10 protein-coding genes are annotated in these 12,248 nt (G+C 69.8%); 6 read left to right on the top strand and 4 right to left on the bottom strand.

The window, feature by feature from the left end:
* Positions 1-42 precede the first annotated feature (42 nt).
* From LX88_RS01005 to LX88_RS00985, 5 genes are read left to right on the top strand one after another with little or no spacing between them, the layout of a single operon-like run.
* Positions 43-1,623, top strand: a complete 1,581-nt coding sequence (locus LX88_RS01005) for an ABC transporter ATP-binding protein (protein ID WP_258946039.1) — start codon at positions 43-45, stop codon at positions 1,621-1,623.
* Positions 1,623-2,696: an ABC transporter permease gene (locus tag LX88_RS01000; protein ID WP_258946038.1), complete on the top strand. Its 1,074-nt coding sequence runs from the start codon at positions 1,623-1,625 to the stop codon at positions 2,694-2,696. The genes LX88_RS01005 and LX88_RS01000 overlap by 1 nt, the downstream gene beginning before the upstream one ends.
* Positions 2,693-3,946, top strand: a complete 1,254-nt coding sequence (locus LX88_RS00995) for an ABC transporter permease (protein ID WP_258946037.1) — start codon at positions 2,693-2,695, stop codon at positions 3,944-3,946. Before LX88_RS01000 ends, LX88_RS00995 begins: the two co-directional genes overlap by 4 nt.
* Positions 3,939-4,328 (top strand): cytidine deaminase, encoded by a 390-nt coding sequence (locus LX88_RS00990; RefSeq protein ID WP_258946036.1) that lies wholly within the window; start codon positions 3,939-3,941, stop codon positions 4,326-4,328. The genes LX88_RS00995 and LX88_RS00990 overlap by 8 nt, the downstream gene beginning before the upstream one ends.
* On the top strand, positions 4,325-5,599 hold the full coding sequence (locus LX88_RS00985; RefSeq protein ID WP_258946035.1) for a thymidine phosphorylase: 1,275 nt from the start codon (positions 4,325-4,327) through the stop codon (positions 5,597-5,599). Before LX88_RS00990 ends, LX88_RS00985 begins: the two co-directional genes overlap by 4 nt.
* Here the strand turns inward: LX88_RS00985 and LX88_RS00980 are convergent.
* Together LX88_RS00980 and LX88_RS00975 are read right to left on the bottom strand one after the other, a co-directional pair.
* Positions 5,596-7,047 (bottom strand): serine/threonine-protein kinase, encoded by a 1,452-nt coding sequence (locus LX88_RS00980; RefSeq protein ID WP_258946034.1) that lies wholly within the window; start codon positions 7,045-7,047, stop codon positions 5,596-5,598. The two genes, LX88_RS00985 and LX88_RS00980, sit on opposite strands and share 4 nt — an antisense overlap.
* Before the next feature lie 192 nt (positions 7,048-7,239).
* Positions 7,240-8,685, bottom strand: coding sequence for a hypothetical protein (locus tag LX88_RS00975; protein WP_258946033.1), 1,446 nt, complete (start codon positions 8,683-8,685; stop codon positions 7,240-7,242).
* Between the two features lie 479 nt (positions 8,686-9,164).
* Between LX88_RS00975 and LX88_RS00970 the strand changes: the two genes are divergently transcribed.
* Positions 9,165-10,259, top strand: a complete 1,095-nt coding sequence (locus LX88_RS00970) for an adenosine deaminase (RefSeq protein ID WP_258946032.1) — start codon at positions 9,165-9,167, stop codon at positions 10,257-10,259.
* On the opposite strand, the gene LX88_RS00965 is transcribed toward LX88_RS00970, so the two are convergent.
* Positions 10,249-10,860, bottom strand: coding sequence for a dTDP-glucose 4,6-dehydratase (locus LX88_RS00965; protein ID WP_258946031.1), 612 nt, complete (start codon positions 10,858-10,860; stop codon positions 10,249-10,251). The two genes, LX88_RS00970 and LX88_RS00965, sit on opposite strands and share 11 nt — an antisense overlap.
* Before the next feature lie 167 nt (positions 10,861-11,027).
* Entirely contained in the window at positions 11,028-12,242 is a 1,215-nt protein-coding gene (locus LX88_RS00960) for a SatS C-terminal domain-containing protein (RefSeq protein ID WP_258946030.1), read from the bottom strand.
* Between the last annotated feature and the right edge of the window lie 6 nt (positions 12,243-12,248).

The following is a 12,248-nucleotide window of genomic DNA, read 5'->3' as shown; positions in this document are numbered from 1 at the left end:
GCCCTCACAGGGCCTGGTGCGTGGTAGGAGGAGCACTCGACGATGAGCAGTTCCACGTCCGTTGGGACGGGCGAACACCCCGCGGTGGTGCTCACAGGCATCACCAAGCGATTCCCAGGTGTGGTCGCCAACAGCGACGTCCACCTGACCGTCCGCCGTGGCGAGGTCCACGCCCTGTGCGGTGAGAACGGCGCGGGCAAGTCCACCCTGATGAAGATCCTCTACGGCATGCAGCCGCCGGACGAGGGCACCATCGAGGTGAACGGCGAGCAGGTGCGGTTCCGCACCCCGTCCGACGCCATCAAGGCCGGCATCGGCATGGTGCACCAGCACTTCATGCTGGCCGACAACCTCACCGTCCAGGAGAACGTCGTCCTGGGTGCCGAGGCTCTGCACGGCATCGGTCAGAAGGCCCGCAGGCGCATCATCGAGCTCTCCGGCAAGACCGGGCTCAACGTCGACCCCGGCGTCCTGGTCGAGCAGCTCGGCGTCGCGGACCGCCAGCGCGTCGAGATCCTCAAGGTGCTCTACCGCGGTGCCAAGGTGATCATCCTGGACGAGCCGACCGCCGTGCTCGTGCCGCAGGAGGTCAACGAGCTCTTCGACACCGTCCGCGGCATGCAGGAGCAGGGCTACACGTTCCTGTTCATCTCGCACAAGCTCGACGAGGTCCGCGCGATCGCGGACTCCGTCACGGTGATCCGCCGCGGCACGACCGTGGGCAGCGCGGACCCGAAGACCGTCAGCTCCAGGCAGCTCGCCGAGATGATGGTCGGCAGCGAGCTCCCCAGCCCCGAGACCCGCGAGTCCACCGTCACCGACACGGTCGTGCTGGACGTCAAGGGCCTCAGGCTGATGACGCCCGACGGCTCACGGCCGATCCTCGACGACATCGACATGGTGGTCCGCTCCGGCGAGGTCGTCGGCATCGCCGGTGTCGAGGGCAACGGCCAGACCGAGCTCGTCGAGACGATCATGGGCATGCGCAAGGCCGGCAGCGGCACGATCACGTTGCAGGACCAGGACCTCACCAAGCTCGGGACGCTGGCCCGGCGCGAGGCGGGCATCGGGTACGTGCCCGAGGACCGCCACCGCCACGGCCTGCTGCTCACGCAACCCCTCTGGTACAACCGGATCCTCGGCTACCAGACCCGCAGGCCGACCGCCAAGGGCATCTGGCTCGACACCGACGGCGCGAAGAAGGACACCGAGCGGATCGTCGCGGACTTCGACGTCCGCACGCCCGGCATCGACGTGCCCGCAGCCGCGCTGTCCGGTGGCAACCAGCAGAAGCTCGTCGTCGGCCGCGAACTGTCCGGCGACCCGGTGCTGCTGATCGCGTCGCACCCGACCCGCGGTGTGGACGTCGGCGCGCAGGCGTTGATCTGGGACGAGATCAAGCGCGCCCGCGCCGCCGGTCTCGCCGTGCTGCTGATCTCCGCCGACCTGGACGAGCTCATCGGCCTGTCGGACACGATCAAGGTCATGCTGCGCGGACGCCTGGTGGCCGACGCCGACCCGAGCACCGTCACGCCCGAGGACCTCGGCAGTGCGATGACGGGCGCGGGCAGCACGAGCGCAGCGGTCCAGGAGACCGCTGTCGTCGAGGAAGGCGAGAACTGATGGGACACCTGCGCGGCAAACTCCTGCCGCCCGCGTTGGCGATCGTCTTCTCACTGCTGTTGTGCGGAGTCGCGCTCATCATCTCCGGCGCGAACCCGCTCAGCGCGTTCGGTGCGATGGTGTCGCAGGTCGGCAAGGGCACGACGCTCGTCGACATCCTCAACTCGACGGGCATCTACTACATCGCGGCGCTCGCGGTGGCGATCGGGTTCCAGATGAACCTGTTCAACATCGGTGTCGAGGGCCAGTACCGCGTCGCGGCCGTCGTGGCGGCCGTGGTCGGCGGCTCGATCGCGCTGCCCACCGGCATCCACACGATGGTGATCATCATCGCGGCCGCGCTCGCCGGTGCCGCCTGGGCCTCGATCCCCGCGATCCTCAAGGTGACGCGAGGCGTCAACGAGGTCATCTCGACGATCATGATGAACGGCCTGGCGATCGGCCTGTCCGCCTACCTGATCCGCCGCGACGTCTTCGGTGAGCTGCGGGGCAACAACATCCGCACCCCGGAGATCCCGGAGAGCGGCTGGATGCCCGGCATCTCGTTCGGCGGCTCCGGCACCATGTTCGGCTTCATCTTCGTGGCCATCGCCCTCGGCATCGGCTACTGGATCATGATGAACAAGACGCGCTTCGGCTTCGAGCTGCGCGCGTCCGGCGAGTCGTCCACGGCCGCGTCGGCCGGTGGCGTCAACGCCAAGAAGATGATCCTGGTCTCGATGCTGCTCTCGGGCGCCATCGCGGGCCTGATCTCGCTGCCGGAACTGCTCGGCCGCGACCACACGTTCAGCCTGAACTTCACCGCCGGCATCGGCTTCTCGGGCATCGCGATCGCGCTGCTCGGCCGCAACCACCCCGGCGGCATCGCGTTCGGCGCTCTGCTCTGGGCGTTCCTCGACAAGTCGGGCCTCGCGCTCGACAACGTCGGTGTGCCCAGGGAGATCGTCACCATCATGCAGGGCTCGATCGTCCTGTCGGTCGTCGTCGCCTACGAGGTGGTGCGCCGCTTCGAGCTCGCCTCGGAGCAGCGTCGCGTCGGCCGTGAGCTCGGAACTGTCGGAGGTGCGGCGTGATCTCGACGTTGGAGGAGAAGCCGCACATCCCGGCGGCGCCTCGCAAGCGCAAGGTGCCCGGCTGGGCCGTGGCGATGCTCGGTGTGGCGGGTGCGATCGCGTTGCTCTCGATCACCTCGTACCAGACGAACTTCCCGCAGCTGACGTCGTCGGGCACGACCCAGACGGCGGTCCGGCTCGCGCTGCCGATCCTGCTCGCCGGTCTCGGCGGCCTGTGGGCGGAACGCGCCGGCGTGGTCAACATCGGCCTCGAAGGCATGATGATCATGGGCACCTGGGGCGCGGCGTGGGCCGGCTACCAGTGGGGCCCGTGGGCCGCTCTCGTCGCGGCCGTCGTGTTCGGTTCGCTGGGTGGCCTGCTGCACGCGATCGCCACCGTCACGTTCGGCGTGAACCACATCGTCTCCGGTGTGGCGATCAACCTGCTCGGTGCCGGCCTGACGAAGTACCTGTCGACGCTGATCTTCCTGCCGCTGTCGAACAACCCGCGGCAGTCGCCGCCGGTCCAGTCGTTCGACACGTTCTCGGCGGCGGGCCTCGGTGACTGGCTCGGCGAGCTCGAAGCCGACCAGCGCCTGTTCATCTCGGACGTCGCGGGCATCCTGCGCGGCCTCGTCACCGGTGTCTCGCCGCTGACGATGATCGCGATCCTGCTGCTGCCGCTGTCGTACTGGCTGCTCTGGCGCACCCGCTTCGGCCTGCGCCTGCGCTCGGTCGGCGAGAACCCGCACGCGGCGGACTCGCTGGGCGTGAAGGTGTACTTCCACAAGTACGTCGCCGTGATCGTCTCCGGTGGTCTGGCCGGTCTGGGCGGCGCCGCGCTGGTGCTCAACCCCGGCCAGCTGTCCTACCTGGAGGGCCAGACCGGCGGCCGCGGTTACATCGGCCTCGCCGCGATGATCTTCGGCAACTGGCGGCCCGGTGGCCTGCTGGGTGGTGCGGCGCTGTTCGGCTACGCCGACGGCCTGCAGCTGCGCTCGGGTGGCGAGACGGTGCTGGCGCTGGTCTACGGCGTCGTGCTGCTGCTCGGCGTGATCGTGGTGTGGCAGCTCTTCCGCCGCAAGTGGTTCTCCGCGGCCGCGGCCATCGCGGTCGCCGTGCTGATGTACCTGCTGTACATCAGCCTCGACGAGATCCCCAGCGAGTTCGTGTCCTACGCGCCGCACATGGTGACGCTGGCCGTGCTCGCCGTGGCATCGCAACGGTTGCGAATGCCGGCCGCCGACGGTCTGGTGTACCGCCGTGGCTGACGTCGACTGGGACCTGCTGCGGGCACGGGCGGTGGAGGCGGCGTCGTTCGCCCACTGCCCGTACTCGGGGCTGCAGGTCGGTTCCGCGGCGTTGTGCGACGACGGCCGCATCGTGACGGGTTGCAACGTCGAGAACGCCTCGTACGGCGTGGGTCTCTGCGCCGAGTGCGCGATGGCCGGTCAGCTGCAGCTCACGGGCGGCGGCCGGTTCGTCGCGGTGGCCTGTCGTTCCGGTGCCGGCGAGCTGCTGATGCCGTGCGGCCGGTGCCGTCAGGTGCTCTACGAGCTCGGCGGCCGTGACTGCCTGGTCGACACGCCGTCCGGGATCCTGCCGATGTCGTCGGTGCTGCCGGACGCGTTCGGACCGGAGGACCTGCCATGAGCTTCTCGGCGGTGGACGTCATCCGCGCCAAGCGCGACGGCGCGGTGCTGTCGGACGCGCAGATCGACTGGGTCATCGACGCGTACACGCGCGGTGCCGTCGCGGACGAGCAGATGTCCGCGCTGGCGATGGCGATCTTCTTCAACGGCATGACGGCGGCGGAGACCGCGCGCTGGACGCAGGCGATGATCTCGTCCGGCGAGCGGCTGTCGTTGCACGTCGACCGGCCGACCGTGGACAAGCACTCGACGGGCGGTGTCGGCGACAAGATCACGCTGCCGCTGGCACCTCTCGTCGCCGCCTGCGGTGCTGCCGTGCCGCAGCTGTCCGGTCGCGGTCTCGGCCACACCGGCGGCACCCTGGACAAGCTGGAGTCGATCCCGGGGTGGCGGGCCGCACTGTCCACTTCGGAGATCCTTTCGCAGCTGTCCTCGGTGGGTGCCGTCGTTTGTGCTGCCACCGAAGGACTTGCTCCGGCCGACCGCAAGCTCTACGCGTTGCGGGACGTCACCGGAACCGTCGAGGCGATTCCGCTGATCGCGTCCTCGATCATGTCGAAGAAGATCGCCGAGGGCGCCGAGTCGCTGGTCCTCGACGTGAAGGTCGGCTCCGGCGCGTTCATGAAGGACCTGGCCAACGCGCGTGCCCTGGCCGAGGCCCTGGTGGCCATCGGCGTCGAGCACGGCGTGCGGATCTCGGCCCTGCTGACCGACATGTCCGTGCCGCTGGGACGCGCGGTCGGTAACGCGGTCGAGGTCGCCGAGTCCGTCGACGTGCTGCGCGGCGGCGGACCAGCCGACGTCGTCGAACTGACGGTGGCTTTGGCATCCGAGATGCTGTCGCTGGCGGGGATTTCCGCCGATCCGGCGAAGGTGCTGGCGTCCGGTGAGGCGTACGAGGTGTGGGCGCGGATGATCCGGGCCCAGGGCGGCGATCCCGATGCCGCCCTGCCCGTCGCGTCGCACAAGCACGTGGTCGAGGCGCCCGCCTCCGGCGTTCTGTCCACTTTGGACGCTTATGGCGTCGGGGTGGCGGCGTGGCGGCTCGGCGCCGGTCGTGCCCGCAAGGAGGATCCGGTGCAGTTCGGTGCCGGTGTGCTCTGCCTGGCCAAGCCGGGGGACCCCGTCGAGGCCGGGCAGCCGTTGCTGGAGCTGTACACCGACACCCCGGACGCGGTCGACGGAGCCCTGCAGGCGCTGGAAGGCGCCTACGAGGTTCGTGACTCCGCGCCGGAGCGTTCGCCGCTGGTGATCGACACCATTCGCGGCTAGCCGACGAGCGAGCCCGCCAGGGGCGACCTGTCCTGCTTCCACAGCACGCACAGGACCTCCTGGCGGCCCGGCGCGGTGGCGTCGTCGTAGGCCTCCCACTCCTTCTGGGTGGGGACGAGCCCGGTGAAGCCGATGGGCTCCTTGATGTTCGGCTCGATGGCCTTGAACTGCTCGGTGCAGTAGTTCTTGGTGAAGTCGGCGAGCCACTGCGTGCCGGGGTAGGCGATGTCCTTCGGCTTGTCCCACAACGGGGTAGCGGCCGAGAAGAGCTGGATGCCGTGCGGCCCGTTGCACGGCACGTCCGTCCGCACCGGCGACCCCTGCGTGAGGAAGTCCTTGGCGCATTGCGTGCCGGAGAGGTTCCACTCGGGCACGTCACCGCCGCGCCCGAAGGTGGCGATGCGCCGTGACGGCAGCGGCGCGCCCACCGGCAACGACGCCGCCTCGGTCCACTCCGTGGAGTTCTCCGAGGGCTGGTTGGTGCCGGTGTTCTGGCCCGCGTTGGACTGCTCGGGCTTGAAGGCCTGGTAACCGGCGAACGCGGCACCCGCGAGCACCGCGACACCCACGGCCACGGCGGCGACCTTGACGGCCGTGCTCTTGCCCTTCTTGTTCTGCGGCAACGGAACCGGAGGGCCACCCTGCACGATCGCCGTCAACATGTGACGCGCCTGAGGCGCCGTCAGCCGACGAGCCAGGTCCACCGTCAGGAAGCCGCGGATCACGTCGGCCAGCGCGGGCGAGGCCCGCCGCAGCACCGGCGGCTCGTTCATGACCGCGTGCAACGTAGACGCGGTGGACGTCCGCTCGAACGGGCTGACACCTTCGACCGCGTGCGCCATCGTGACGCCGAGCGCCCACAGGTCCGACGCCGGCGACGCCTCCCAGCCGCTGAGCCGGTCCGGCGACATGTACGCGGGCGAGCCGACGATGCCGCCGTTGTGCGTGAGCCGCGGGTCGTCCATCGCCTGCGCGATGCCGAAGTCCGTGAGCTTCACGCCCCCGTCCGGACGCACCATGATGTTGCTGGGCTTGACGTCCCGGTGCACGATGCCGGCCTGGTGCGCGGCCTCCAGCGCACCGAGCACCTGCAACGCGACGCCCGCCATCCAGGTCGAGTCCCGCGGCCCGTGCTTCTGCACGATGCTGGCGAGGTCGAGCGCGTCGACCAGCTCCATCGCGAGGTAGGTGCGGTCGTTCTCGCGGACGATGTCGTAGACCGTGACCACGGCGGGGTGGTTCAGCCGGCCGGCGGTCCGCGCCTCGCGGAGCATGCGCTCCTCCAGCACGGTGCGCTCCGCGGCTGCCATGCCCTGCGGCGGGTGCAGCTCCTTGAGCGCGACCGCACGGCCGAGCACCTGGTCCTGGGCACGCCACACGACACCCATCGCACCTCGGCCGAGCTCGACGAGCAGTGCGTAGCGGTTGGCGACGAGTCGCTGTTGCACGGACTTCCCTTCCGGACGCCCCTGGCAGCCCTTTTGGTCACCCCCCAGATGGCGGCGAGCATAACCACGGCCTGTGTGAGCGCTCTCTTCATGGTCACGTGTGTCGCCTCGCGCAGGTTCACCTCAAAACGCGGAACGGCCCCGGAGCAGCAGCTCCGGGGCCGTTCGTCAGGGCAGGTGGTTCAGGGGCGATCAGGCGCCTTCGGCCGCCAGGTCGTCGTCGTCCATGTCCTTGCCGCCGTTCGCCGGCTTGGGGCCGCCGTTCTTGCGGGTGCGGCGCTGCGGGCGCGGCAGGGCGGTGGGCGGCGGGGGAGGCGTGGGCGAGCCGCCGCCGAGGATGAGCTCGGCGAAGGTGGCCATGGCCTCGTCCAGCTGGCCCCCGATGCGCAGTTCCGACTCCTGGTTCGACTTGCGGACCAGGGACTGCAGCGCGTCGGCGTCCGGGCGGGCGCCGACGGTCTCGGCGACCTTGGACAGGCCCGCGTCGACGGAGCCGCCGAGCTCGGAGATGCGGGTGGCGAAGCCGTCCTCGACCTTGTCGAGGCGGTCCGTCATGGTGTCGAGCTTCGAGGTGACCTGCTCCAGGCGGCCGGCGAGGGCCTCCAGGCGGTCCGCCGAGTCGACCTGGTCGCGGGACTGCTCGATCGCCGCGTACAGGGCGGTGCGGGCCTCGTCGAGCTTGCCGCCCACGACCTCGCGGGTGTCGGCGACGGCCGTCGCGAGCTCGGTGCGGGTCTCGGCGAGCGAGCCGGCGAGCGAGTCGCGCGTCTCGGCCAGGGAACCGGCGAGGGAGTCGCGGGTCTCCGCCACGACGCCGGCCAGTTCGCCGCGGGTCTCCGCCACGGCGCCGGACAGCTCGGTACGGGTCTCGGCCAGCGACGCGGCCAGCTTGTCGTGGTTGCCGGTGACGGTGGACGTGAGCTTGTCGCGGCTGTCTGCGATCGCTCCGGCCAGCTCCCCGCGGCTTTCGGCGATGGCGGTGACCAGCTCGGTGCGGGCGGCGACGAGGGCGTCGCGCTGCTCGTCGGCGCGGCCGTGCACGCTCGAGAACGACTCGGCGAGGATCTTCTGCAGGGCCTCGCGGGTGCCGTCGAGGTGCTCGTGCACGCCTTCGTCGACCTCGTCGAGACGGCCGCGCAGCGCGGCTTCGAGGGCCTCGATGCGCTCGCGCAGCGGGTTGGTGACGGCGGCCGGGATCGCGTCGACCTTGCCGTCCTGCTTGTCCAGGTGGCCGTCGAGGTCGTCGATGCGCTTGTGGATGCTGGAGAGCTTGTCCTCCAGGCCGTCCATGCGGCCGGCGACGCCTTCGAAGCGGCCGGCGACGCCGTCGAGGCGGCCGTCCAGCTGGGCGAAGGGCTTGGCGAGCTTGTCCACCAGGGCGTCGACCGCGCGACCGATGTCGGCGACGGCGTTGTCCTGGGCCTCCAGCTTGGCGAGGGCCTCGTCCAGGCGCTCAGCGAGAACGCTGACCTCGGTGCGGTCCGGCAGCTCCGACAGGCGCTTGCGAACCGAACCCAGCGACTCCAGAGGCGACATCCGGGCGTGGATCTCGTCCAGCGCGTCGAAGATCTGCTGCTGCTCGCTCTCACGGATCTCCGCGGCGCGCGTGAGCATGTTGCGCATCCGATCGAAGGACATCGTGGAGTTGTTGTTCTCTGTCACGGCTGAGTGCCTTCGTCCAGGGGAGGGGGAGACCACGGGAGCCTATCCGCGTCACGGGACGTCGCTGTACCACCCCCGCCAGAAAAAGGCCGGGTACGGACGGGCAACTAACCCGATCAGGTTACCTGACTACTCTGAACGCCAAGTGATCGGTCGAAAGCGGGCAGTAGCCACCGATGATGTTCCTACCTTGGGGTGACTCAAGCCTCGCGTTGGTTGCAGAAAGTTGCTGATCACGGATCTGCAACGACGTTGACCCAGCAAATGATCATATCGAGGGCAAGATCATTTCGGCGACGTGGAAGCGGCGTGTCGTCATGTTGCACTCGGTGGTGAGGACCGGCGGTGGGGCGCGGGCCGCATCCCGCCCACTCGAGGTGAAGCCCCGATCGCCATGAGCGGGGTGCGCGGGCGAGCACCGGTTCGTGCCGCGGCGCCTGGAGTAACGTGTAGCGATGAGTACGCCGCTTACCTTGGAGACCATCCGCAGCGCGCCGAAGGTGCTGCTGCACGACCACCTCGACGGTGGCCTCCGCCCGCAGACGGTGATCGAACTCGCCGATGCCTCCGGCTACCAGGGCCTGCCCACCACAGACGCGGGAGTCCTCGGCGGCTGGTTCCGCGACAACGCCAACTCCGGCTCCCTCGTGCGCTACCTCGAAGGTTTCGCCCACACGTGCGGTGTCATGCAGGACGAGGCGTCTCTCGTCCGCGTCGCCGCCGAGGCCGTGGAGGACCTGGCCGCGGACGGCGTCGTGTACGCCGAGATCCGCTACGCCCCGGAGCTGAACACCGACAAGGGCCTCTCGCTGGAGCAGGTCGTCGAGGCCGTCCAGGAGGGCTTCCGCGTCGGCGAGCAGCGCGTCGCCGCGACCGGCCGCAAGATCCGCGTCGGCACCCTGCTGTGCGCCATGCGCCAGAACGAGGGCTGGCTGCGCATCGCCGAGCTCGCCGTCCGCTACCGCGACCTGGGCGTCGTCGGCTTCGACATCGCGGGCCCCGAGGCCGGGTTCCCTCCCACCAGGGGCATCGACACGTTCGAGTACCTGCGCCGGCAGAACGCGCACTTCACCATCCACGCCGGTGAGGCGTTCGGCCTGCCGTCCATCTGGGAGGCGCTGCAGCACTGCGGCGCCGAACGGCTCGGCCACGGCGTGCGGATCGTCGACGACATCAAGGTCTCCGACAACGACGCCGCCGGCGCCGAGTTGGGACGGCTGGCCGCCTACGTCCGCGACCGCCGCATCCCGCTCGAGATGTGCCCGACCTCGAACCTGCAGACCGGTGCCGCGCCGACGCTCGCCGAGCACCCGATCGGCCTGCTCGCGAAGCTGCGGTTCCGCGTCACCGTCAACACCGACAACCGCCTGATGAGCGACTGCTCGCTCTCCAGCGAGTTCGCCGCGCTGGCCGAGACGTTCGGCTACGGCTGGGCGGACCTGCAGTGGTTCACGATCAACGCCATGAAGTCGGCGTTCATCGGGTTCGACGAGCGGCTGGCGATCATCAACCAGCTGGTCAAGCCGGGTTACGCCTCGCTCACCGGGTGAGCTGTCGCGGGGCCCAGGCGCTCTCGTCGATCGTGCTGAGCCCCAGCAGCGGCTCCCACCACGCGCGGTTGGCCGCGTACCAGCGGATGGTGTCCCGGACGCCGGCCTCGAAGCCGATCTCCGGGCGCCATCCGAGCTCGCGGCCGATCCGCGAGGAGTCCAGCAGGTAGCGGCGGTCGTGGCCGGGCCGGTCGGCGACGACGGACTTCCGCGACGCCGGCAGCCTGAGCTCGTCCAGCACGAGATCGGCGATCTGGTCGACGCTCGCCTCGACGCCGGTGCCCACGTGGTAGGTCCGGCCGACGACGCCGTCCCGCAGCACGGCGTCGATCGCGCGGCAGTGGTCCAGCACGTGGATCGACTCCCTGCGGTTGTCGCTCGACGCGTAGACGGGCAGTTGCTCGCCGTTCAACGCGCGCGTCGTGAACAGCGGCAGGACGTTCTCGGGGAACTGGTTCGGGCCGTAGTCGTTGGCGCAGTTGGTGATCGTCACCGGCAGGTCGAACGTCTCGAAGTACGAGCGCACGGCGTGGTCCGCGCCGGCCTTCGACGCGTTGTAGGGAGCGCTTGAACCTGCCGCGCCGGTGCGGCCGGGGATCAATCTCGTTCAAGGACGTCGACGTCTTCTTCGACGCGGACTGCGCGACAGGGCTGCCCAGCTCAGCGCTGGGGCAACTACCCGTTCGGCGCGGTGAGCTACCGAGTCCGTTAGGCGGCAACAAAAAAGAGGGCCACCCGAGCGGGTGGCCCTCTTTCGCGTCAACGGACTCAGTTGGTGTTGAGCCGGTCCTCGAACGTGGCCTGCAGCGTGCGGAACGACGCCACCTCGGCGTCGTACGGCGCCGACGGCGCGAGGCGCGTCGGGTCCGGCGACACGACGAACGACACGAGCCAGCCCAGCGACTCGGACGAGGCGAGCGCGTCCTTCACGGACTCGTCGTCGGCCCACTCGGCCGCGTCCTCGAACAGTTCGACGGCGAGGTCGAGCTGCTGCGGGTCGAGGGCGTCGGGGCCCTCTTCCATGTCCTCGGCGATGCCGGTCAGCACGTAGACGTTGTCGTCGTCCACCTCGACGTCGAGCTCGCCCGCGGTGGCCTTGACCTTGATGTCGTTCCAGGTCTCGACCTCGGCCAGGTCGTGCTCGTCGTTCTCGGCGACGAAGCGGCTCAGGGCGCGCGGCGAGCTGAAGACCTCGATCTTGCCGCGGCGGCCCAGGAACACCGGGTCGTCGCCGAGGTAGCAGCGCAGCGTGTAGAACTCGCCGGCCGACGTGATGATCTTGATCGGGTCGACGCCGACCTCGGCCCAGAAACCGGTGGGCTCGGCCTTGTCCTCGTCCTCGGACTCGCCGGGGGCGTCGACGGCGGCGGCGGCCGTCGCGGCCTCCAGCGCGGCGAGCTCCTCCTGGGCGACCGCGAGCTCCTTCTCGGGGACCTCCGGCGTGTTCACCACGCTGTCGATCGCGTCGAGGACCTCGTCCCACTTCTCGGAGACGACCTCGGACAGCTCGCCCCACAGCTTGCCGCCGTCACGGCCGCTGAACGGCAGCGTGCCCTGCGGCAGCAGCGAGAAGCCCTCGGCGCTGTCGAGCACCTCGTGGACCTTCTCCAGGTCGCAGACCTCCGCGAGGGCGCGCACGATCGCGATGACGTCGGCGAGCTCACCGATCGTCCAGGTGTCCGGGTCCTCCGCGACGAGCTCGGGGACGCCGACGAGGTCGAACTGGTGGTTGTCGTCCGGCGAGAGGTCCGCGACGCCCAGCGACGGCACGACCGGCCACGCGGGGTGGTCCGTCAGGTCGTGCTCCTCGGCGGTGCGCACGAACGCGGCGAGGTGCGCGGCGTCGGGGAAGACGAACAGGTCCTCCTCGTCGCCGAGGAACGCCTCCCACTCCTCGCCCTTCTCGCGCCAGCGGGGTGCCCACAGGGTGACGACGTCACCCTGCGTCAGCCCCAGCTCGATGGGGACGATGTCCTGCGCCATCCTGAC

It is taken from the genome of Lentzea californiensis, from assembly GCF_024648825.1.
Taxonomy (GTDB): Bacteria; Actinomycetota; Actinomycetes; order Mycobacteriales; family Pseudonocardiaceae; genus Lentzea; species Lentzea californiensis.
Note: the sequence above shows the minus strand (reverse complement) of the source record. Positions and strands in the feature narration are given on the sequence as shown.

Excerpts from the sequence above, each read along its gene's own strand:
- LX88_RS01005 (WP_258946039.1), top strand. The coding sequence starts at position 43 with ATGAGCAGTTCCACGTCCGTTGGGACGGGCGAACACCCCGCGGTGGTG.
- LX88_RS00970 (WP_258946032.1), top strand. The coding sequence starts at position 9,165 with ATGAGTACGCCGCTTACCTTGGAGACCATCCGCAGCGCGCCGAAGGTG.
- LX88_RS01000 (WP_258946038.1), top strand. The coding sequence starts at position 1,623 with ATGGGACACCTGCGCGGCAAACTCCTGCCGCCCGCGTTGGCGATCGTC.
- LX88_RS00985 (WP_258946035.1), top strand. The coding sequence starts at position 4,325 with ATGAGCTTCTCGGCGGTGGACGTCATCCGCGCCAAGCGCGACGGCGCG.
- LX88_RS00960 (WP_258946030.1), bottom strand. The coding sequence starts at position 12,242 with ATGGCGCAGGACATCGTCCCCATCGAGCTGGGGCTGACGCAGGGTGAC.
- LX88_RS00975 (WP_258946033.1), bottom strand. The coding sequence starts at position 8,685 with ATGTCCTTCGATCGGATGCGCAACATGCTCACGCGCGCCGCGGAGATC.